Source organism: Streptomyces sp. NPDC035033 (genome assembly GCF_040636735.1).
GTDB lineage: Bacteria > Actinomycetota > Actinomycetes > Streptomycetales > Streptomycetaceae > Streptomyces.
In genome coordinates this window covers 1-19,322 of sequence record NZ_JBEZUZ010000119.1, presented here as the reverse complement: position 1 = coordinate 19,322, position 19,322 = coordinate 1, and the positions used below count along the sequence as shown (strand labels likewise).

Annotated in this window: 23 protein-coding genes; 13 read left to right on the top strand and 10 right to left on the bottom strand. The window is 73.7% G+C overall.

The window, feature by feature from the left end; translation table 11 throughout:
* Positions 1-97: 97 nt before the first annotated feature.
* Together AB0E83_RS31725 and AB0E83_RS31720 are read right to left on the bottom strand one after the other, a co-directional pair.
* On the bottom strand, positions 98-331 hold the full coding sequence (locus tag AB0E83_RS31725) for a chaplin (RefSeq protein WP_362119632.1): 234 nt from the start codon (positions 329-331) through the stop codon (positions 98-100).
* Between the two features lie 174 nt (positions 332-505).
* A complete protein-coding gene (locus AB0E83_RS31720) occupies positions 506-919 on the bottom strand; it encodes a rodlin (RefSeq protein ID WP_362119629.1) in 414 nt (137 codons plus the stop codon).
* A gap of 218 nt (positions 920-1,137) precedes the next feature.
* Between AB0E83_RS31720 and AB0E83_RS31715 the strand changes: the two genes are divergently transcribed.
* Positions 1,138-1,548, top strand: a complete 411-nt coding sequence (locus AB0E83_RS31715; protein WP_362119626.1) for a rodlin — start codon at positions 1,138-1,140, stop codon at positions 1,546-1,548.
* 77 nt (positions 1,549-1,625) lie between these two features.
* Here AB0E83_RS31715 and AB0E83_RS31710 read toward each other — a convergent pair whose 3' ends face one another.
* Positions 1,626-1,784 carry a hypothetical protein gene (locus AB0E83_RS31710; RefSeq protein WP_362119623.1) on the bottom strand — a complete coding sequence of 53 codons (159 nt, stop codon included), beginning with the start codon at positions 1,782-1,784 and terminating at the stop codon, positions 1,626-1,628.
* A gap of 187 nt (positions 1,785-1,971) precedes the next feature.
* Here AB0E83_RS31710 and AB0E83_RS31705 point away from each other — a divergent pair, with 187 nt between their 5' ends.
* On the top strand, positions 1,972-3,006 hold the full coding sequence (locus tag AB0E83_RS31705) for an LCP family protein (protein ID WP_362119620.1): 1,035 nt from the start codon (positions 1,972-1,974) through the stop codon (positions 3,004-3,006).
* A gap of 97 nt (positions 3,007-3,103) precedes the next feature.
* Positions 3,104-3,502 carry a rodlin gene (locus tag AB0E83_RS31700; RefSeq protein WP_362119617.1) on the top strand — a complete coding sequence of 133 codons (399 nt, stop codon included), beginning with the start codon at positions 3,104-3,106 and terminating at the stop codon, positions 3,500-3,502.
* Between the two features lie 76 nt (positions 3,503-3,578).
* On the opposite strand, the gene AB0E83_RS31695 is transcribed toward AB0E83_RS31700, so the two are convergent.
* The gene (locus tag AB0E83_RS31695; protein ID WP_362119614.1) at positions 3,579-5,639 is read right to left on the bottom strand and encodes a thioredoxin domain-containing protein; all 2,061 of its coding nucleotides are present in this window, start codon (positions 5,637-5,639) and stop codon (positions 3,579-3,581) included.
* 153 nt (positions 5,640-5,792) lie between these two features.
* On the opposite strand from AB0E83_RS31695, the gene AB0E83_RS31690 reads away from it, so the two are divergent.
* On the top strand, positions 5,793-6,359 hold the full coding sequence (locus tag AB0E83_RS31690) for a Uma2 family endonuclease (RefSeq protein ID WP_362119611.1): 567 nt from the start codon (positions 5,793-5,795) through the stop codon (positions 6,357-6,359).
* Between the two features lie 147 nt (positions 6,360-6,506).
* Here the strand turns inward: AB0E83_RS31690 and AB0E83_RS31685 are convergent, their stop codons facing one another.
* Positions 6,507-6,749 carry a hypothetical protein gene (locus AB0E83_RS31685; RefSeq protein ID WP_362119608.1) on the bottom strand — a complete coding sequence of 81 codons (243 nt, stop codon included), beginning with the start codon at positions 6,747-6,749 and terminating at the stop codon, positions 6,507-6,509.
* Positions 6,742-7,623: a mycothiol conjugate amidase Mca gene (gene mca / locus AB0E83_RS31680; RefSeq protein ID WP_362119606.1), complete on the bottom strand. Its 882-nt coding sequence runs from the start codon at positions 7,621-7,623 to the stop codon at positions 6,742-6,744. The genes AB0E83_RS31685 and mca overlap by 8 nt, the downstream gene beginning before the upstream one ends.
* Positions 7,624-7,721: 98 nt before the next feature.
* Here mca and AB0E83_RS31675 point away from each other — a divergent pair, with 98 nt between their 5' ends.
* Both AB0E83_RS31675 and greA read left to right on the top strand, forming a co-directional pair.
* Positions 7,722-8,123 carry a DUF4307 domain-containing protein gene (locus AB0E83_RS31675; RefSeq protein ID WP_362119603.1) on the top strand — a complete coding sequence of 134 codons (402 nt, stop codon included), beginning with the start codon at positions 7,722-7,724 and terminating at the stop codon, positions 8,121-8,123.
* A gap of 190 nt (positions 8,124-8,313) precedes the next feature.
* Positions 8,314-8,811, top strand: a complete 498-nt coding sequence (gene greA / locus AB0E83_RS31670; protein WP_031013045.1) for a transcription elongation factor GreA — start codon at positions 8,314-8,316, stop codon at positions 8,809-8,811.
* A gap of 71 nt (positions 8,812-8,882) precedes the next feature.
* On the opposite strand, the gene AB0E83_RS31665 is transcribed toward greA, so the two are convergent.
* The 3 genes from AB0E83_RS31665 to ilvA all read right to left on the bottom strand — a co-directional run bounded on the left by AB0E83_RS31665 (position 8,883) and on the right by ilvA (position 12,053).
* A complete protein-coding gene (locus AB0E83_RS31665; protein WP_362119600.1) occupies positions 8,883-9,731 on the bottom strand; it encodes an ABC transporter permease in 849 nt (282 codons plus the stop codon).
* Positions 9,728-10,753, bottom strand: coding sequence for an ATP-binding cassette domain-containing protein (locus AB0E83_RS31660; RefSeq protein ID WP_362119597.1), 1,026 nt, complete (start codon positions 10,751-10,753; stop codon positions 9,728-9,730). Before AB0E83_RS31660 ends, AB0E83_RS31665 begins: the two co-directional genes overlap by 4 nt.
* Before the next feature lie 70 nt (positions 10,754-10,823).
* Positions 10,824-12,053 carry a threonine ammonia-lyase gene (gene ilvA / locus AB0E83_RS31655; protein WP_362119594.1) on the bottom strand — a complete coding sequence of 410 codons (1,230 nt, stop codon included), beginning with the start codon at positions 12,051-12,053 and terminating at the stop codon, positions 10,824-10,826.
* Between the two features lie 145 nt (positions 12,054-12,198).
* Here ilvA and AB0E83_RS31650 point away from each other — a divergent pair, with 145 nt between their 5' ends.
* The 4 genes from AB0E83_RS31650 to AB0E83_RS31635 all read left to right on the top strand — a co-directional run bounded on the left by AB0E83_RS31650 (position 12,199) and on the right by AB0E83_RS31635 (position 13,936).
* On the top strand, positions 12,199-12,711 hold the full coding sequence (locus tag AB0E83_RS31650; RefSeq protein WP_362119591.1) for a MarR family transcriptional regulator: 513 nt from the start codon (positions 12,199-12,201) through the stop codon (positions 12,709-12,711).
* 57 nt (positions 12,712-12,768) lie between these two features.
* Positions 12,769-13,236: a sigma factor-like helix-turn-helix DNA-binding protein gene (locus tag AB0E83_RS31645; RefSeq protein ID WP_362119588.1), complete on the top strand. Its 468-nt coding sequence runs from the start codon at positions 12,769-12,771 to the stop codon at positions 13,234-13,236.
* 199 nt (positions 13,237-13,435) lie between these two features.
* Positions 13,436-13,687 carry a hypothetical protein gene (locus AB0E83_RS31640; protein ID WP_362119585.1) on the top strand — a complete coding sequence of 84 codons (252 nt, stop codon included), beginning with the start codon at positions 13,436-13,438 and terminating at the stop codon, positions 13,685-13,687.
* 57 nt (positions 13,688-13,744) lie between these two features.
* The gene (locus AB0E83_RS31635) at positions 13,745-13,936 is read left to right on the top strand and encodes a DUF1059 domain-containing protein (RefSeq protein WP_362119583.1); all 192 of its coding nucleotides are present in this window, start codon (positions 13,745-13,747) and stop codon (positions 13,934-13,936) included.
* A gap of 63 nt (positions 13,937-13,999) precedes the next feature.
* On the opposite strand, the gene AB0E83_RS31630 is transcribed toward AB0E83_RS31635, so the two are convergent.
* Positions 14,000-15,154 (bottom strand): cystathionine gamma-synthase, encoded by a 1,155-nt coding sequence (locus tag AB0E83_RS31630; RefSeq protein WP_362119580.1) that lies wholly within the window; start codon positions 15,152-15,154, stop codon positions 14,000-14,002.
* Between the two features lie 72 nt (positions 15,155-15,226).
* Here AB0E83_RS31630 and AB0E83_RS31625 point away from each other — a divergent pair, with 72 nt between their 5' ends.
* The 3 genes from AB0E83_RS31625 to AB0E83_RS31615 all read left to right on the top strand — a co-directional run bounded on the left by AB0E83_RS31625 (position 15,227) and on the right by AB0E83_RS31615 (position 19,285).
* Entirely contained in the window at positions 15,227-16,333 is a 1,107-nt protein-coding gene (locus AB0E83_RS31625) for a hypothetical protein (protein WP_362119577.1), read from the top strand.
* A 175-nt stretch (positions 16,334-16,508) separates the two neighbouring features.
* Positions 16,509-18,095: a M48 family metallopeptidase gene (locus tag AB0E83_RS31620; RefSeq protein WP_362119634.1), complete on the top strand. Its 1,587-nt coding sequence runs from the start codon at positions 16,509-16,511 to the stop codon at positions 18,093-18,095.
* A gap of 86 nt (positions 18,096-18,181) precedes the next feature.
* Positions 18,182-19,285: a hypothetical protein gene (locus tag AB0E83_RS31615; protein ID WP_362119574.1), complete on the top strand. Its 1,104-nt coding sequence runs from the start codon at positions 18,182-18,184 to the stop codon at positions 19,283-19,285.
* Positions 19,286-19,322: the final 37 nt, after the last annotated feature.

Sequence of the window (19,322 nt, the reverse complement as noted above, 5' to 3'; positions counted from 1 at the left end):
CGGCCTGGAGCTGCTGGAGCCGGGCGTGGTGTCCTGCTCCGCGTGGCGGCCGGAGCCCGGGGCCGGGTGGTACCGGGTCCGCGCGCGGCGGACCGGGTCAGGCGTTGACGCAGACGTTGCCGGCGGCCGGGTTCAGGACGCCGATGACGTTGATGCTGTTGCCGCAGAGGTTGATCGGGGCGTGGATCGGGATCTGGACGACGTTGCCCGAGAGGACGCCCGGCGAACCGACGGCCGCACCGAACGCGTCGGCGTCGGCGAAGGCGGGCGAGGCCACCCCCATGGCCATGATGACTCCGGCAATGACGGCGGCGGCCTTCTTGCACTTCATTTCGTCTGGTTCCTTTCCGCGGCGGAGGATCGGCCCCCGCTGCACACAGGGACAACGACACCCTCCCGCGGAGGAGACCGGGAATTCCGCCCCGGCACCGGCTTTCACTCCGTTGCGCGCACGACACGGGGCCGGAGGAAGGAATTTCCCCCGGCCCCGCGGAACGCCGCCGGATCAGCTGTTGCCGATTCCGTTCCCGGAGAGGACCGGAATGTCCTCCACGAGGTGCGACAGCGGCTCGTCGCCCTTGGCCTGCGTCGAGTTCTCCGCGCACTGCTGGTTCTGCGGGGAGGACAGCACGTTGATGTCCTGGACCGCGACCGGGACGAGGACACCGACGACCGAGCCGACGTTGCCCTTGGCCGGGACGCCGAGGCAGAGCTTGTTCAGCGAGCCCTGGACGGCGGAGAACTGCGGGCTCATCTTGCCGGCGGTGGTGGAGTTGCCGAACGCCTGGTGCGCGCCGTTCCCGGAGAGGGAGGTCGTGCCGCCGTCGTTGGCGATGGCCATCGCGGGGGCGGCGGCCGCGGCGGCGACGCCGACGGCCGAAGCGGTGACGGCCGCGGCCGCCATCATCTTCTTGATCACGGTGAATCCGATCTGTTCCCACCAATCGACCTGATTGATGCGCCCGGATCAACTGCGGCCCCGGGACGAGGTTCCGGCGCTTCACCCGATCGATGGGGAACCGCGACGAGCGCTGCCGCGCGCGCTCCGCCATCGGGGTGACGGGGCGGAACCCGCCGCTCCGAAGCGAGTTGATCAGGGGGCTCCCTGCACGGAGCCGGTTCTAGAAGGGAACTACCGTGATCAAGAAGGTCATGGCCACCGCGGCCGCCGCCGCCGCGATCGTCGGCGCCTCCGCCGCCGCGGCCACCCCCGCCCTCGCCATCGCCGACGACGGCGGCACCACCTCCAAGAGCGGAAACTTCGCCCACCAGTCGTACGGCAACTCGTCGACGCACGGGAACATGAGCCCGCAGTTCGCGCTCGTCCAGGGCTCCCTGAACAAGCCCTGCATCGGCCTGCCGGCCAAGGTCAACGCCGGTTCGATCCTCGGCGCGATCCCGATCGCGGTCCAGGACGTCAACGTGCTGTCCTCCCCGCAGAACCAGCAGTGCGTCGAGAACTCGACGCAGGCCAAGGGCGACGAGCCGCTGTCGCACATCCTGGAGGACATCCCGATCCTCTCCGGCAACGGCGTCGGCAACAGCTGACGTCCCGCCCGGCCGGCGACGTCCACACGCCGAGGGGCCGCCCCGCCGGGGCGGCCCCTTCGCGCGTACCGGCCCCGCTAGCGCGGCCAGACGGGCGTGGCCACCAGCCGCTCCCACTCCCGGTCCGGCACGCCCGGGACCGCCCGTCCCGCCTGCGCCCACTGGGCCACCAGAGCGGAGTAGACGGGGAACTGAGCGGCGGAGGGGGGCCGGTCGGCGACCGGCGGATCAGTCACGTACCGGCTCTTCGGAATGAAGGCCATCCGTTCCCATTTCCCGGGACTACCGGAATTCGGCGGCGCCATCCTCGCTCCTTCCGCTGCTATTCCCGCATCATTACACAAGGCTCGCAACGGAGTGATTCAGGCACGGGACATCGCGTCGCGCGTCCGTGTGCGATCGGTGTCGAAATACCGTGCGGACATGAGAATCCCGCGTCCGTGGCGGCTCCTGATCGCACCGGCGGCGCTCCTCGCGCTCACCCCCGGAGCCCTCGCCGCCGCCCTCGGCGGCCCCGCCGAACTCCCCGCCCCGGCACGGGGGCTGAACCTGCTCGTGGTCGGCACGGACTCCCGGGCCGGGATCACCGAGGCCGAGAAGGAACGCTTCCGGCTCGGCGGCAAGGACTGCGACTGCACCGACGCGGTCATGCTCGTGCACGTCTCCGCCGGCAACGACCGGGTCAGCGTGGTGGCGCTGCCGCGCGACTCGCTCGTCGAGCTTCCCGGCCCGCACACCGACCGGCGGACCGGCGCCGTCCACGCCGCTCACCTCGCGAAGCTCAACGCCGCCCATCCGGAAGGCGGTTCGGCCCTGACCATCGAGACCGTCCAGGCGGCGACCGGGCTGGAGGTGCACCGCTACCTCGCGGTCGACTTCCGGCGGTTCATGGACGCCGTCGACCGGGTCGACGGCGGGGTGCCGATCTGCACCGACAAACCGCTGAAGGACTCGGCGACCGGGCTCGACCTGGCGGTCGGCACCACGCGGGTGGGCGGCGGCGGGGCCCTCCAGTACGTGCGCTCGCGGAAGGCCGACGGAGAGATGGACTTCGGCCGCATCCGCAAGCAGCAGAAGTTCATCGTCAACATGCTGGACCGGATCCGGTCGGCCGGGATCCTCAAGGACCCGGCGAAGCTGTCCGCGCTCGCCTCGACGCTGCGCGGGACCGCCGCCGCCGAGCGGGGCGTCACGGTGACCGAACTGCTCGCGCTCGCCACCCGGCTGAAGGCGGTCGGCCCCTCCCGCACCGAGTTCGCGACCGTGCCCGTACGGGGCTTCAACCCGGTCGTCGAGGGGGTCGGGTCCACGGTGGGCTGGGACGCGGCGGGCGCGGCGGAGGTCTTCGCGCGGCTCCGCGCGGACCGCCCGCTGCCGCCCGGCGACGCCGTCGCGCCGAGCGCGGTCCCGGTCGCCGACTACGAGCCCGCCCGGGGTTCTTCGCTCATCTGCCCGTAGGCCGTCCGGTGGACATCACGGAACCTCCGTCCCTCTGACCAGTTGATCAGCACGGCTCGGCACTCAGCGCGAGCCAGTCATCCGAAAGGCCAGAACCATGAAGAAGCTCCTCGCGACCGCTGCGGTGGCCGTTTCGGTCGTCGGCGCGACGGCCGGCCAGGCGCTCGCGATCGCCGACGACGGTGGCACCACCTCGCTCTCCGGCAACGGCGCGCACCAGGAGTTCGGCAACTCCGCCACCTACGGCAACATGAGCCCGCAGTTCGCGCTCGTCCAGGGTTCCCTGAACAAGCCGTGCGTCGGTCTCCCGGCCAAGGTCAACGCCGGTTCGATCGTCGGCCTCATCCCGGTCGCGGTCCAGGACATCAACGTCCTGTCCTCCCCGCAGAACCAGCAGTGCGTCGAGAACTCGACGCAGGCCAAGGGCGACGAGCCGCTGTCGCACATCCTCAGCGACATCCCGGTCCTGTCCGGCAACGGCGCCGGCAACAGCTGAGCGACGGCGCTCGGCGACGGCCCGGCCCCGTCGTCCCTCTCCGGAGGGGCGGCGGGGCCGTGTCCTTTCCGCGCGGTCAGAGGCGCGCGCGGAGCTCGGCCGGGTCGGTGACCGGTGCGTCGCAGGTGAAGTGACGGCAGACGTACGCGGCGGCCGATCCGGCCACCAGGGGGCGGCCCCGCAGGAGCGGGAACTCCTCGCTGTCGGGGGTTCCGGCGGCGAGGACCGCTCCGGGGGTGGTCGCCCGCAGCGCCGTGCGGCGCAGCTCCTGGAAGACCGGGTCGACGGCGTTGCCGACGACGGCGATCTCCCGGGGGCCGTCGAGCAGGGCCTCGGCGACGGCGAGCCCCCAGCCGATGAAGCGGGGGGCGCGCGGGCCGAGCGCCTTCACCACGCCGAGGGCGCCCTCGGCGGCGGCCCGGTGGGCCTGCGAGCCGGTGTGGGCCGCGTACGAGAGCAGTGCTCCGGCGGCGGCGGTCCAGCCGGACGGGGTGGCGTTGTCGGTGGGGTCCTGGGGGCGCCGGATGAGGGCTTCGGCGTCGTGGGCCGTGTCGTACAGCGCGCCGTCCTCGGCGGTGAAGCGGTCGAGGACGATGTCCAGGAGGACGCCGGCGAAGTCCAGCCAGGCGCCCTCGCCGGTGACGGCGGCGAGGGCGAGGAAGCCTTCGGCGACGTCGGCGTAGTCCTCCAGGACGCCCGCGTTGGCGCCGGCCCGCCCGTCCTTCGAGGTGCGGGTGAGCCGGCCGCCGTCGTCGAGGTGGAGGCGGACCAGGAGGTCGGCGGCCTCGGTGGCGCGCTCGATCAGGTCGGGCCGGTCGAAGAGGGCGCCGGTCTCGGCGAGGGCGGCGATCGCGAGGCCGTTCCAGGCGGCGACGACCTTGTCGTCGCGGCCGGGGCGCGCGCGCCGCTCGCGGGCGGCGTGCAGCCGGGTGCGGATCGAGGCGATCCGGCCGGCGTCGGCCGGGCCCGCCTCCCGGGGCAGCCGGAGGACCGAGGTGCCGTGCTCGAAGGTGCCGTCCTCGGTGACGCCGTAGTGGGCGGCGGCGAGGGCGGCGTCGTCGGCGCCGAGGACCTCCTCCAGCTGGGCGGGGGTCCACACGTAGTAGGCGCCCTCGACGTGCCGGCCGCTGCCTCCCCCGAGGCCCTCGGCCAGGGGGTGCCCCGATCCGTCTTCGACGGCGCTGTCGGCGTCCAGCGCGGAGGCGAAGCCGCCCTCGGGGGTGCGGAGCTCGCGGACCATGAAGTCGGCGGTCTCCAGGGCGACCCGGCGGGCGAGGTCGCTGCCGGTGGCCCTCCACAGGTGGGCGTAGACGCGGCAGAGCAGCGCGTTGTCGTACAGCATCTTCTCGAAGTGGGGGACGACCCACTCCCGGTCGACGGCGTAGCGGGCGAAGCCGCCGCCGAGCTGGTCGTAGATGCCGCCGCGGGCCATCGCCTCGCAGGTGTCGGCGGCCATCTGGAGGGCGCCCTCCGAGCCTGTGCGGGCGTGGTGGCGGAGCAGGAACTCCAGGACCATCGACGGCGGGAACTTGGGGGCGCCGCCGAAGCCGCCGCGGGTGGCGTCGTACTCGCGGGTGAGGCCGAGGAGGGCGGCGGCCGACTCCTCCTCGCCGGGCAGGCCGTCGCCGGCGACGGCGAGGGAGCGGCCGGCCAGCTCCTTCACGATCCGGTCGGCGACCTCGTCGACCTCGCCGCGGCGCTCGGCCCAGGCGGCGCGGACGCCGTCGAGGACCTCGGAGAAGGACGGCATGCCGTGGCGGGGCTCCGGCGGGAAGTAGGTGCCGAAGTAGAAGGGGGCCGCGTCGGGGGTGAGGAAGACGGTCATGGGCCAGCCGCCGTGGCCGGTGGCGGCCTGGACGGCCTCCATGTAGACGGCGTCGACGTCGGGCCGCTCCTCGCGGTCGACCTTGACGGCGACGAAGTGCTCGTTGACCAGGGCGGCGACGGCCTCGTCCTCGAAGGACTCGTGGGCCATCACGTGGCACCAGTGGCACGCGGAGTATCCGACCGACAGCAGAACGGGCACATCACGCCGTTTCGCTTCCGCGAACGCCTCGGGCCCCCACGGCCACCAGTCGACCGGGTTGTCCGCGTGCTGAAGCAGATAAGGCGAGGTGGTGCCAGCCAGCCGGTTCATACGACCCAGCCTCTCACAGCGCCTGCCCCCGACCGGCGAAACCCTCACGGGCCCGCCCCGCCTGGCCGAATCGCACGCGTGGTCCCTCACGTGGCGGGCCGCTCCACCTCCTTCCGAGCTGGACCCGTCGAGGCTCCTCGGAGGAGGTACACCATGACCGCCGAGATGGTGACGCCCGCGTGGATGCATGCGCAGATCAGCGCGGAGCAGTACGACTCCTGGTCCGAGGAGCAGTGCGCCGGCATCGAGATCGTGGACGGGATGGTCGTCGTGAGCCCGAGCGCCTCCAAGCGGCTGGGCCGGCTGGCTCGGCTCCTGGCCAATGCCCTGGACGCCGCCGCGGGCCCGGACTGGAACGCGGACACGGACTTCGACGTCCGCCTCCAGGACGTTCCGCTCACCAACCGCCGCCCGGACGTCACCGTCTACCGGGCGGAGACCATCGACCTCACGCCCACCCGCCCCGAGCACGTGCTCCTGGTCGTCGAGGTCGTGTCCCCGGGGTCGGAGACCACGGACCGGATCGTGAAGGTCGACCAGTACGCCAAGGCCGGCATCCCCTTCTACTGGCGGGTCGAGCAGGCCGCCACCGGCGTCCCGATCGTCTACACGTACGTCCTCGACCCCGCCACCAGGGCCTATCGGGACGGCGAGGTGTTCACCGGCACGGTGAAGGCCACCGCGCCCTTCTCCGTCACGGTCGATCTCGGGGCCCTGTAAGGAACCGATGCGTCGCCCAGCTATCCGGTCGACCGGATTGTCGGCGTGCCGGAGGAGGCAGGGGGAGGTCTCATGGGCCGGTCGGTTCGCCGTGAGGCCGTCCTGCCGCGGTCGGCCCGTACCGCGCGGGTACGGGCCGACGGGCCGCTACTTCGAGGCGGCCGGGGCCTTCTCGCCGGCCTGGCCGGGTGCGGCCGGGTCGGGGGTCTCCTCGAAGGAGATGCTGTTCATGTGGCGGTTCATCGACTTCATCAGCGCCCAGACCGCGAGGGCCAGGACCGCGAAGACGACGAACCCGAGGACGCCGGGGGTCACCTTGTTCTTGTCGAGCTCTTCGGCGGCGAAGGGGACCAGCTGCGTCAGTGCGAGGTGTGCGCTCATGTCAGGCATTGTCGCGGATGCCCGCGAAAAGATCTTCCTCGGGGAGGGAGGTCGGCACCAGGGACTTGCTGAGCTCGTACTCCTCGGTGGGCCAGACCTCCTTCTGGATCTCCATGGGGACGCGGAACCAGCCGCCCTCGGGGTCGATCTGGGTGGCGTGGGCGATCAGGGCGCGGTCGCGGGTCTCGAAGAAGTCGGCGCAGGGGACGAAGGTGGTCAGCGTCCGCTCCTTGCGCTCGAACTCCTTCCAGCGCTCCAGCCACTCGCCGTAGGGGGACTCCAGGCCCCGGTCGAGGAGGGCCTGGTGGAGGGCCTCGGTGCGGGGGCGGTTGAAGCCCTGGTTGTAGTAGAGCTTCCGCGGCTGGAAGACCGGGCCGTACTCGGCCTCGGGGTACTTCTCGGCGTCGGCCGCGCCGTCGAAGGCCACCATCGTGATCTTGTGGGTCATGATGTGGTCGGGGTGCGGGTAGCCGCCGTTCTCGTCGTAGGTCGTGATGACCTGGGGACGGAAGGAGCGGATCTTGCGGACCAGCTCGCCGGCGGCGTGGTCCACGTCCTCCAGGGCGAAGCACCCCTCGGGGAGCGGGGGCAGCGGGTCGCCCTCGGGCAGGCCGGAGTCGACGAAGCCCAGCCACTCCTGCTGGACGCCCAGGATCTCCCGGGCCTCGTCCATCTCCTTGCGGCGGACCTCGTGGATGTTCTCCTCGATGTAGGGGTCGCCCTGGAGCTTGGGGTTCAGGACCGAGCCCCGCTCGCCGCCCGTGCACGTCACCACCAGGACGTCCACCCCCTCGGACACGTACTTGGCCATGGTCGCCGCGCCCTTGCTCGACTCGTCGTCGGGGTGGGCGTGAACGGCCATCAGTCGCAGCTGCTCAGTCAAGACTCGATCCTCAGTGATTCGACGCGGAGGGTGGTCTCTATAGTGACGGAATCGGGGGGAGGAAAATTCCGCCGCCCCCGCCCCGAGAGGACCGAGACATGAGCGCCGTGGACCAGCAGCTGCCCGAGGGGCGCTACGGGCGCTCCGCGGACGAGGCGGCCGACCGGAAGCTGAAGGTGGCCGGCGCGGTCCTCGGGGTGCTCTTCCTGGCCCTGATCGGCTGGTTCGGCTGGTACCACGTGGTCGGCAGCAAGGTCAGCGCCGAGATGATCAAGTTCGACGTGGTGAGCGACTCCGAGGTGCAGGTGCACCTGGAGGTCCGCAAGGACGAGGGGATCGCGGGCGTGTGCACGCTGCGGTCCCGGTCCGAGGACGGCGCCGAGGTGGCCCGCAAGGACGTCGTCGTCGACGACCCGGCCGGCCGGGTCGACCGCGTCTTCTCCCTCCGCACGACGGCCCGCGCGACCAGCGCCGAGCTGCTGGGGTGTACGGCGCGGTAGCGGTGGGTAGGGGAGGGTGAGCGAGTTCCGGCGGGTCGCCGTGGTGACCTGGGGCGACGCCATCCCGGTGGTTTATGTCCTCCCGCTTTCCGCCACTCATTGTTAGGCTCGTGCTTTCGCCCACCCGGGAAGCGACCGTTTTTCCGTGTCGGGCGATGCTTTGTATTCCCAGTACCTACGAGGAGCACCTGTGACCCAGACCAGCGACAACGTCACCTGGCTCACCCAGGAGGCGTACAACAAGCTCAAGGACGAGCTTGAGTACCTGTCTGGTCCCGCGCGTACCGAGATCGCCGCGAAGATCGCCGCCGCGCGCGAGGAGGGCGACCTGCGCGAGAACGGCGGGTACCACGCGGCCAAGGAGGAGCAGGGCAAGCAGGAGCTCCGGGTCCGCCAGCTCACCCAGCTCCTGCAGAACGCGAAGGTCGGCGAGGCCCCGGCGGACGACGGCGTCGTCGAGCCCGGCATGGTCGTGACGATCGCCTTCGACGGCGACGAGTCCGACACGATGACCTTCCTGCTCGCCTCCCGCGAGTACGCCAGCGGTGACATCGAGACCTACTCGCCGCAGTCGCCGCTCGGCATCGGCGTGAACGGCAAGAAGGCCGGCGACGACGCCGAGTACGAGCTGCCGAACGGCAAGAAGGCCATGGTGAAGATCCTCAGCGCGAAGCCGTACACCGGCTGAGGCTCCCCCTTCCGTACGACCGGAGGGCCGGTCCCCCCGCGGGACCGGCCCTCCGGCGTTCCCGCGCGCGCTCAGGCGGCGGCGGAGCGGTACCGGCGCACCGCGAGGGTGCGGAAGACGGCGATGATCAGCAGGGACCAGAGCAGCGAGGCCCAGACGGGGTGCTGCATGGGCCAGGCGTCGGACCGCACGACGCCGGGGTTGCCGAAGAGCTCGCGGCAGGCCTGGACGGTGGCGCTGAAGGGGTTCCACTCGGCGATGGGGCGGATCCAGTCGGCCATCTGGCTCGGGTCGACGAAGGCGTTGGAGACGAAGGTGACCGGGAAGAGCCAGATCAGGCCGCCGGAGGTGGCCGCCTCGGGGGTGCGGACGGAGAGGCCGATGAGGGCGCCGATCCAGGAGAAGGCGTAGCCGAGGAGCAGGAGCAGGGCGAAGGCGCCGAGCGCCTTGGGGACGCCCTCGTGGATGCGCCAGCCGACGAGGAGGCCGACGACCGCGAGGACCAGGACGGTGAGCGCGGTCTGGACGAGGTCGGCGAGGGTGCGGCCGGTGAGGACGGCGCCGCGGGCCATGGGCAGCGAGCGGAAGCGGTCGACGAGGCCCTTGCTCATGTCGTCGGCGATGCCGGCGCCCGCTCCGGCGGTGGCGAAGGTGACGGTCTGGGCGAAGATGCCGGCCATCAGGAAGTTGCGGTAGACGACCGGGTCGGTGGTGCCGCCGACGCTCATGGAGCCGCCGAAGACGAAGCTGAACAGGACCACGAACATGACCGGCTGGATGAGGCCGAAGATGACCATCTCCGGGATCCGGGACATGCGGATCAGGTTCCGCTTGGTGACGACGAGGGAGTCCGCGACCGACCGGGCGAGGGCGCCGCGGGGGGCGGGGGCGTGGGGGGCGGTGTCGGTGAGGGTGCTCACGCGGGCTCCTTCCGGTGCCGGCGGCCCTGGGCGGGGGGTTCGTCCTCGCCGTCGCCCTCCGGGCCGCGGGCGGCGGTGTGGCCGGTGAGGGAGAGGAAGACGTCGTCGAGGGTGGGGCGGCGCAGGCCGATGTCGTCGATCTCGATGCCGACGGCGTCGAGGTCGCGGATGACCTCGGCGAGCAGCTTGGCGCCGCCGGTGACGGGGACGGTGAGCCTGCGGGTGTGGTCCTCGACGGAGACGGCGTCGGGGCCGCGGTCGCCGGGGCCATAGCGGGCGAGGACCGTGCGGGCGCGGGCGATGGCCTCGCGCTCGTGGACGACGACCTCGACGCGTTCGCCGCCGGTGCGGTCCTTGAGCTGGTCGGAGGTGCCGCGGGCGATGACCCTGCCGTGGTCGACCACCGCGATGTCGTGGGCGAGGTGGTCGGCCTCCTCCAGGTACTGGGTGGTGAGGAGGAGGGTGGTGCCGCCGGAGACGAGTTCCTTGATGACGTCCCACAGGGCCTGGCGGTTGCGGGGGTCGAGGCCGGTGGTCGGCTCGTCCATGAACATCACGGGCGGGGCGACGACGAGGGCGGCGGCGAGGTCGAGGCGGCGGCGCATGCCGCCGGAGTAGGTCTTGGCGGGGCGGTCGGCGGCGTCGGCGAGGTGGAAGCGGTCCAGGAGCTCGCCGGCCCGCTCCTTCGCGGCCCGGGCCCTCATCTGGTAGAGCTGTCCGACCATCTGGAGGTTCTCACGGCCGGTGAGGTACTCGTCGACGGCGGCGAACTGGCCGGAGAGGCCGATGGAGCGGCGGACCTCGTCGGGGTGGGCGAGGACGTCGACGCCGGCGACCGTGGCGGTGCCGCCGTCGGGTCTGAGCAGGGTCGTGAGGACCCGTACGGTGGTCGTCTTCCCCGCTCCGTTGGGACCGAGCAGGCCGAGGACGGTGCCCTCGGGGACGTCGAGGTCGACGCCGTCCAGTGCGGTGACGTCGCCGAAGGTCTTCACCAGTCCCTCGGCGTGGATCGCGCCTGGCATGTCCACACTCCCGGATCATTTCGGGCATTTCTCACGATCCTAGGACAGTGGGCCGGGCCCCGCCCCGCGCTCAGGCCAGGACCGTGTAGCCCGCCTCCCGCAGCGCGCCCTCGACCTCCCGGCAGTGCTCCGGGCCCTTCGTCTCCAGGTGCAGCTCCACCTCCACCTCCGTGAGGCCGAGCCGCGGGTCGGTCCGCACGTGGCTGACGTCGAGCACGTTCGCGTCGGCCACCGTCAGCACCGCGAGCAGCGTCGCCAGCGCCCCCGGCCGGTCCGCCACCCGCAGCCGCAGGCCCAGGTACCGGCCGGCCGCCGCCATGCCGTGCCGCAGGATCCGCTGGAGCAGCAGCGGGTCCACGTTGCCGCCGGAGAGGACCGCGACCACCGGGCCGCGGAAGGACTCCGGGTCGCTCAGCAGGGCCGCCACCGGGCTCGCCCCGGCCGGCTCCACCACCAGCTTCGCCCGCTCCAGGCAGAGCAGCAGCGCCGAGGAGAGCGCGTCCTCCGAGACCGTGCGCACCTCGTCCACGTACTCCTGGACCAGGCCGAACGGCACGTCGCCGGGCCGGCCGACCTTGATGCCGTCGGCCATCGTCGCCGGCGAGTCGACCACCACCGGGTGCCCGGCCGCCAGCGACGGCGGGTAGGCCGCCGCGCCCTCCGCCTGCACGCCCACGATCCGCACGTCGGGCCGGACCGACTTCACCGCGAGCCCGATCCCGGCGGCGAGGCCGCCGCCGCCGATCCCGACCACGATCGTCCGGACCTCGGGGCACTGCTCCAGGATCTCCAGGCCGACCGTGCCCTGGCCGACGACGACGTCCGGGTGGTCGAAGGGGTGGATGAAGACCGCGCCCGTCTCCCGCGCGTACTCCTGCGCGGCGGCCAGCGTCTCGTCCACCACGTGCCCGTGCAGCCGCACCTCCGCCCCGTACTCGCGGGTCGCGGCGACCTTCGGCAGCGGGGCGCCGACCGGCATGAAGACGGTCGCGTGCACCCCGAGGAGCTGTGAGGCGAGCGCCACACCCTGCGCGTGGTTGCCGGCCGAGGCGGCGACCACCCCGGCCGCCTTCTCCTCCGGCCGGAGCCCCGCGATCCGCACGTACGCGCCGCGCAGCTTGAACGAACCGGTCCGCTGGAGGTTCTCGCACTTGAGCAGGACCGGCGCCCCCACCAGCGAGGACAGGTGGCGGCTGCCCTCCACGGCGGTCATCCGGGCCACCCCCGCGAGCATCTTCCGCGCTCCGCGCACGTCGTCGAGCATCAGCCGGTGCAAGGGGTGTGGCGTACCGAAGGTCATGACCCACAGTCTCGCAGCTCACCGGCCTCCCGGCCGCGCGGGCGGCGGGCCCGGGACGGGTTTCCGCACGGCCGGTACGGAGCCCGTCCGGTCCGCGTACTCTGTCCCCCACACCGACCACCCCCGCACGAGAGAGCCCCCAGCCATGCCCACATCTCAGGACATGACGACCGAGCTTGACCCCGGCCTCCTCGATGCCCTCCAGCACCAGGTGGCCGTCTTCGCCCGCCGGGCCGAGCAGACCCGCCTCGGCGGCACCGGGCAGCTCCGCAACTCCATGGACCGGGCCGCCTACCTCCTCCTCAACCGCCTCGACCAGGAAGGGCCGATGGGCGTCAAGGCGCTCGCGGCGGGCATGGGGATCGACTCCTCGACCGTCACCCGCCAGGTCGCCCCGCTCGTCGACTCCGGACTCGTCAAGCGCACCTCGCACCCCGAGGACGGGCGCGCGGTCGTGCTGGCCCTCTCCCCGCGCGGCCTCGACCGCCTGGAGGCGGTCCGCTCCTCGCGCCGCACGCTGATGGCCGAGGTCACGGACGGCTGGACCCGCGAGGAGCGCGAGTCCTTCTGCACCCTGCTCACCCGCTTCAACGCGGCGCTCTCCGCCCGGCAGTCGGCGCACCACGCCGCCGGCGGCGGCGCGGCGCAGGCGGGCTGAGCGGAGGGCGGACGCAAGGGGGTTGACCCCGGTTCGCCCCCGACCGCTAGATGAGGTGTGGGAACGCGGCGGACCCGATCCGAACACGCCTCCCGCGCCCGGGAGTTCCAGGACTTCGTGGCGGGCGCGGCGGGACGGCTGCTGCACGTCGCCACGCTGCTCACCGCCGAGACCCGGACCCGCAACCCGGACGCCCGCGCCCTGCTGACCGCCGCCCTCGCCCACACGTACGCGGTCCGGGACCGGGGCCGCGACGAGGACCCGTACGCGCTCACCCGGGACGGGCTCGCCCTGCGCTTCGCCCGCGCCTCCTGGCGGTTCCGCGCCGGCCGGGGCGGCGTCCTCGGCGCCCTCGCCCCGCGGGAACGGCTCGTGCTGGTGCTGCACCTGTACGAGGGCGTGCCCGAGGAGCAGGTCGCGGCGCTGCTCGGCCTCCCGGAGGCCCGGGTCCGGGCGGTGTGCGCCCGCGCGGTGGCCCGGATGCGGGCGGACGCGGGCCCCGGCGGCCGGAGGGCGGCCGCGTGAGGCGGCGCGGGGGCCGCGTGGGGCGGCGGTACGGGGGCCGGGGGCACGGGGGCCGCGTGGAGCGGCGGTACGGGGGCCGGGAGCACGGGGGCCGCGTGGGGCGGTACGGGGGCCGGGAGCACGGGGAGCGCGTGAGGCGGTACGGAGGCCGGGAGCACGGGGGCCGCGTGGGGCGGTACGGGGGCCGGGAGGGGGCGGCGTGAGCCGGTACGGGGACAAGGAGGCGGCCGTGCGGCGGCTGCTCGACACGCCGCATCCGCCGCTCCCGCCCGGCCTCGGGGCCGACGCGGCGGCGCGCGGCGCCCGGGTGCGGCGGCGGGAGCGGGCGCTGCGGCGGACCGGCGCGGTGCTGGCCGCGCTCGCCGCGCTCGGCTTCGCCGTCTGGGCGGCGGAGGCCCGGCCCTGGGAGGTGCCGCCGGCCGCCACCACGCCGCCGTTCGCCGGGCCGTGAGGACGGCCCTAGCCTGGAGACCGGGGGCCGGTCGGAACACCACCGCAGGAGGCCGACATGGTCAGGAAAGCCGCCGACTGCCGGGACACGCCGAGCGTGTCGGGCTGCACGCTCTACATCTCGGGCGAGGAGGAAGAGGTCGTCCGCGCCGCCACCGAGCACGCCGTCTCGGTCCACGAGCACGCGGACTCCCCCGAACTGCGCGAGGAGGTGCGGGCGAGCCTGAAGGACGCGCTGCCCGGGACCTGAGCGGCGCGGAACCCGGGCACGGCGACCCGCCGTGCCCGGTGGAGGACCGCCGGACCGGGGCCGTCAGCCCAGGGCCTCGCGCAGGTCGGCGATGAGGTCGTCGGCGTTCTCGATGCCCACGGAGAGGCGGACCAGGTCGGCCGGGACCTCCAGGGCCGAACCGGCGACGCTCGCGTGCGTCATCCGGCCGGGGTGCTCGATCAGCGACTCGACGCCGCCCAGCGACTCGCCCAGGGTGAAGAGCTTCGCGCGGTCGCACACGGCGACCGCCGCCGCCTCGCCGCCCTCGACGCGGAAGGAGACCATGCCGCCGAAGGAGCGCATCTGCTTGGCCGCGATCTCGTGGCCCGGGTGCTCGGCCAGGCCCGGGTAGAGCACCTGCGTCACCTTCGGGTGCCGGGTGAGGAAGTCCGCGACCCTCGTCGCGTTCTCGCCGTGCCGGTCCATGCGGACGGCGAGGGTCTTGATGCCGCGCAGCACGATCCACGAGTCGAACGGGCCGGCCACCGCGCCCATCGCGTTCTGGTGGTACGCCAGCTCCTCGCCGAGCTCCGCGTCGGCCGCGATCAGGGCGCCGCCGACGACGTCCGAGTGGCCGCCCATGTACTTGGTGAGGGAGTGCACGACGACGTCCGCGCCGAGCGCCAGCGGCTGCTGGAGGTAGGGCGAGGCGAAGGTGTTGTCGACGACCAGCTTCACCCCGGCCTGGCGGGCCACGCCCGCGACGGCCTCGATGTCGGTGATGCCGAGCAGCGGGTTCGACGGGGTCTCGACCCAGATCAGCTTCGTCCGGTCGTTGATCGCGGCGCGCACCGCGCCGACGTCCGAGGTGTCCGCGACGGAGAAGTCGACGCCCCAGCGCTGCACGACCTTGGCGAAGAGCCGGAAGGTGCCGCCGTAGGCGTCGTTCGGGATGACCACGTGGTCGCCGGGGACGAGGAGGGCGCGCAGCAGGCAGTCCTCGGCGGCCAGGCCGGAGGCGAAGGCGAGGCCGCGCCGGCCGCCCTCCAGGGCCGCCAGGTTCTCCTCCAGGGCGGTACGGGTCGGGTTGGCGCTGCGGCTGTACTCGTAGCCGCCGCGGAGCCCGCCCACGCCGTCCTGCTTGTAGGTGGACACCTGGTAGATGGGCGGGACGACCGCGCCGGTCAGCGGGTCGGCGGTGTTGCCCGCGTGGATGGCGCGGGTCTCGAAGTTCTGGTGGCTGTGCTGGTCGCTCATGGTCAGGAGCGTAGTGCCGCACCCGGCCCGCCGCCTCGATTCGTCCACGGCGGCGTCCTGGACAATGGACGCATGGAGATTCTCTGGTTCCTGATCGCCCTGGGCCTGCTCTTCGGCGTCCTCGGCCCCTATCTGCTGCGCCGTCGCGGCGACGGCATCCGGCAGGTGGCGCCCGGCGCGCCCGACGCCGCCGATCCGGGGGCGTACGGATTCGCCCGGCAGGAGGAGCTGGACGTGCGGCTCCCGGGCCCGGACCACGATCTCCTCGACGTCCTCGACGTCGTCCAGGCCACCCAGGACTGGCGGGCCGCCTCCCAACTGCTCGCCGGCACCGGCGCGGACGGCGAGGTGCGCTGGCAGCGGGTCCAGGCCTTCGCCGGCGCGGCCTCCCTGGAGCTCGCGGAGAAGCCGGGCGCCGGCGGGGCCTGGCTGCGCGCCTGGCGCTCGGAGGCGCCGAAGGACGCGGGCGGGGCGGCGGTGCACGCGGAGTTCCTGGTGCAGCAGGCGTGGCGCTCCTCGGCGGCGGGCAGCGACGACTTCCGGATCATCCTGGAGGAGGCGCGGAAGGTCGCGGAGGAGGCGGCGCTGCTCGCGCCCGGCGACCCCGTCCCGTACATCACGCAGCTCGCGGTGGCGCGCGGACTCGGTTACGGCCCCGAGCAGTTCGACCAGGTGTGGGCGAAGGTCATCGACCGGGCGCCGCAGCACATGGGCGCGCACCTGGCGGCGCTGCACTACTGGTGCGAGAAGTGGCACGGCTCGCGCGAGGAGGCCGACCACTTCGCGACGACGGCCGCCGCGCGGGCGCCGCGCGGCTCGCTGCTGGCCGCGCTGCCGCTCTTCGCGGTCTTCGAGCACGTGCCGGACGTGGTGCTCGTCCAGGACTTCTACCGCACGGCGGTGGTGAGCAAGGCGGTGGAGGGCGCGCTGTACGCGGTGCACTCGGCGCGCCCCGACGACCCGATGCTGGCGCACGTGCGGCACCTGCTGGTGTGGTTCCTGGTGCGCGGCGAGCGCTGGGCCGAGGCGATGCACCAGCTGGTGCACGTGGACGGGCACGTGGGCGCGGTGCCGTGGACGCTGAGCGAGGCCCCGGCGGCGGAGTACACGCTGTACCGGAACCTGGCGGTGGCGGGGTACGAGGCGAACGGCGGGAGCCCGGCGACGCTGTCGCGGTGACGGGCCGGCCCGCGGGGCGCCTCCGCGGGGCGTCTTCGCCGGGCGCCTCCCGGCGCCTCTTTTTCCCGGTGGACGGCGTACCGGAGCGTAGGCGATACTCCGCTTCCCCCCACATGTTCTGACCTGCCGTTCCGCCGTTCTCCGGCACCCTTTTCCCGTGGGGGGACTCTGCCCGATGGGCGCGACCCTGCGCGCCGTGCGCGCGCTCGCACTGCTGTCCGGTTTCCATCTGCTCGGCCTCGGCCTGCTCGCGGTGCTCGGCGCCGTCGACTGGGCGGTCTGGCTGTGGACGCCGGCCGCGATCAGACTCAAGATCGTCTTCGTCTCGCTGCTGCTCGCCGTCCCCGTGGTCCGGGGCATGTTCATGCTGCGCACCCCGCCGCGGGACGAGCCCGGCGGCCTCCTCGTCACCGAGGCCGACGAGCCCCGGCTGTGGGCGACCGTGCGCGAACTGGCCCGTGAGGTGGGCACCCGCGCCCCCGACGAGATCCGGCTGACCGCCGACGTGAACGCCGCCGTCAGCGAGGACGCCCGCTTCCTCGGCATCGCCGGCGGGGTCCGGCGGCTCTACGTCGGCCTGCCCCTGATGGCGGGGCTCGACGAGGCCGGACTCCGCGCGGTCCTCGCCCACGAGCTGGGCCACTACGCGCACGCCGACACCCGCCTCTCCGCGCTCACCGTGCGCGGACGCGTCCAGGTCGCCCGCATGATCGACGTCTTCCACGCCAAGGCCGACGACAAGGTCGCCAAGGAGCGGGCGCGCCAGGAGCGGAAGTCCGAGAAGCGGCTCGCCCGCGGCAGGAAGGCCAAGGAGGTCGACACCACCGGCGCCGGCGTCACCTACCGCACCATGGCGAAGATCTACACCGCCTACGGCCGGCTCTACCTCCGGGCGACCCTGGCCGGCGCCCGCCGCCAGGAGCTCGCCGCCGACCTCGCGGCGGCCCGGATCGCCGGCCGCGACGCCACCGCGCGCGCCCTGCGGTCGATCCCCGCGATCGACGCGGCGCACGACGTCCACCTCTCCTCGTACGCCACCCTCGGCACCGAGTTCGGGCTGCTGCCGCCGCGCGGCGAGGTGTTCGGCGGCGTGCGCCACCTGCTCGCGGCCCGCGCCGGCGAACTGTCCGAACTGCGCGAACGGCTCCCCGACGAGCCCTCCTCGCCGTACGACTCGCACCCGCCGGCGGCCGAGCGGGTCGCCCGGATCGAGGCGCTGCCCGACGACGGCCGCGGCGCGGAGACCCCGGGCCCCGCGCTCGGCGTGCTGGCCTCGCCGCAGGACGCCCTGGCCGCCGTCGAGGACGTGTCGCTGACGCCGGAGGCGCTGCGGATGCGGCGCCTGGACTGGCCGGACCTCGTCCACGAGGCCATGAGCGCCCGGGTCGCGCGGAGCGCCGGGGAGCTGCGCGCGGCGGCCGGCGGGGCCGCGCTCCCGGCGGTCCTCGACGCCGTCGACGCCGGCGCCGCCTGGGAGATCGCCGGCCGGCTCCCGAAGTCCGACGAGGCCGCGGCGGCGACCGGCCGGGCCGCCCGCGAGTTCGCGCGCCCCGCGCTGCGCCGGGGCCTGTCCGCGATGGTGACGGACGAACTGCTCCGCTCCGGCCGGGCCCGCTGGGAGCTGTCCTGGTCCGGGCCGGCGACCCTGCGCCTCCCCGACGGCGCGGCGGACGCCCTCCCGGCCGCGCTGGACGCCGCGACCGCCGACCGCCCGGACACCGCCCCGCTGCGCGCCCTCCTGGCGCCGGCCGCGGCGCACTGACCCCGCCCGCCCTCGTACCGCTCCCCTCGTACCCCCCTCGTACCGCCCCCCCTCGTACCGCTCCACGGAAGGAAACCCCCCACCCCATGCCCCGTCTCATCCCGCTGATCGTCATCGCGGTCGCGGTGTACTTCTGGATCAAGTCCCGCCGGGCCGCCCGCTCCGGCGGATCGGGCGACTCCGCCGCGGCGCACGCCGAGGCGGCGGCGCGGCTGGGCCTGCTGCCCACGGACCGGCTGGACACGGAGAAGGCCGCGCCCCTGCCGGCCGACCGGGTCGCGGCCACCGAGGCGGTGCGCGCCGGCGACTGGCGGGCCGGGGCCGCGTACGTGGAGGCGGCCGGGCGCGACTGGTACGCGCGCACGGCCCGGATCGGCCGGATCGCGCACGAGGCCGTGGAGGACGACGCCTGGCTGCGCGCGTGGCGGGAGGAGCGGCCGGACGACCCGACCGCGGCGGCCGTGCACGCGAGCGCGCTGGTGTACCTGGCGTGGGAGATCCGCGGCTCCCGACAGGCCAAGCACACGACCGACGAGCAGTTCGCGTCGTTCCACCGGGTCCTGGCGGACGCCCGCGCGGCGTTCGCGCGCGCCCAGGAGCTGGCGGGCGACGACCCGAGCCCGTTCATCGGCGAACTGCCGCTCGCGATGGGCCTCGGCTACTCCCACGACGCGTTCGAGGCGATCTGGGCCGAGATCGAGAAGCGCGACCCGGTGAACTACCTGGCGTACTCCAGCGGCCTGCAGTACTGGTGCGCGAAGTGGCGCGGCTCGCACGAGCAGGCGCTCGCCTTCGCCCGGCGGGCGGCGGACCGGGGCCGGCCGGGCGACCTGATGGCGCTGTTCCCGCTGGAGGCGTACTTCGAGCAGGAGACCTACGAGTCCGATCTCGACCCGCAGGAGTTCTACAACCGTCCCGAGGTCGTCGCGGCGACGGACGCGGCCCTCGCCGACCTGGCGGAGGCCGTGCGGGTCCACGGCGCCGACGACCCGCGCGTCGCGGAGACCCGGCACATGCTGGCCTGGGTGCTGTACTGGCAGGACCGCTACGAGGCGGCGTTCGAGCAGTTCCGGGCGGTCGACGGCTTCATCGGCTGCGCGCCCTGGACGTACGCGGGCGACCCGGTGCGCCGGTACGTGAAGGCCCGGGACTACACGGCGGCGAAGGTGCGGAAGGCGCGCGGGGCGTGACCGGCGCGGCGGGCCCGGCGGGGAATCCCCGCCGGGC

Coding starts and splice junctions, on each gene's coding strand:
- AB0E83_RS31615 (WP_362119574.1), top strand. CDS start 18,182: ATGCCCCGTCTCATCCCGCTGATCGTCATCGCGGTCGCGGTGTACTTC.
- AB0E83_RS31635 (WP_362119583.1), top strand. CDS start 13,745: ATGGTCAGGAAAGCCGCCGACTGCCGGGACACGCCGAGCGTGTCGGGC.
- AB0E83_RS31725 (WP_362119632.1), bottom strand. CDS start 331: ATGAAGTGCAAGAAGGCCGCCGCCGTCATTGCCGGAGTCATCATGGCC.
- AB0E83_RS31650 (WP_362119591.1), top strand. CDS start 12,199: ATGCCCACATCTCAGGACATGACGACCGAGCTTGACCCCGGCCTCCTC.
- AB0E83_RS31630 (WP_362119580.1), bottom strand. CDS start 15,154: ATGAGCGACCAGCACAGCCACCAGAACTTCGAGACCCGCGCCATCCAC.
- AB0E83_RS31660 (WP_362119597.1), bottom strand. CDS start 10,753: ATGCCAGGCGCGATCCACGCCGAGGGACTGGTGAAGACCTTCGGCGAC.
- AB0E83_RS31685 (WP_362119608.1), bottom strand. CDS start 6,749: ATGCCTGACATGAGCGCACACCTCGCACTGACGCAGCTGGTCCCCTTC.
- AB0E83_RS31625 (WP_362119577.1), top strand. CDS start 15,227: ATGGAGATTCTCTGGTTCCTGATCGCCCTGGGCCTGCTCTTCGGCGTC.
- AB0E83_RS31690 (WP_362119611.1), top strand. CDS start 5,793: ATGACCGCCGAGATGGTGACGCCCGCGTGGATGCATGCGCAGATCAGC.
- AB0E83_RS31620 (WP_362119634.1), top strand. CDS start 16,509: ATGGGCGCGACCCTGCGCGCCGTGCGCGCGCTCGCACTGCTGTCCGGT.
- ilvA (WP_362119594.1), bottom strand. CDS start 12,053: ATGACCTTCGGTACGCCACACCCCTTGCACCGGCTGATGCTCGACGAC.
- AB0E83_RS31695 (WP_362119614.1), bottom strand. CDS start 5,639: ATGAACCGGCTGGCTGGCACCACCTCGCCTTATCTGCTTCAGCACGCG.
- AB0E83_RS31675 (WP_362119603.1), top strand. CDS start 7,722: ATGAGCGCCGTGGACCAGCAGCTGCCCGAGGGGCGCTACGGGCGCTCC.
- AB0E83_RS31700 (WP_362119617.1), top strand. CDS start 3,104: ATGAAGAAGCTCCTCGCGACCGCTGCGGTGGCCGTTTCGGTCGTCGGC.
- AB0E83_RS31705 (WP_362119620.1), top strand. CDS start 1,972: ATGAGAATCCCGCGTCCGTGGCGGCTCCTGATCGCACCGGCGGCGCTC.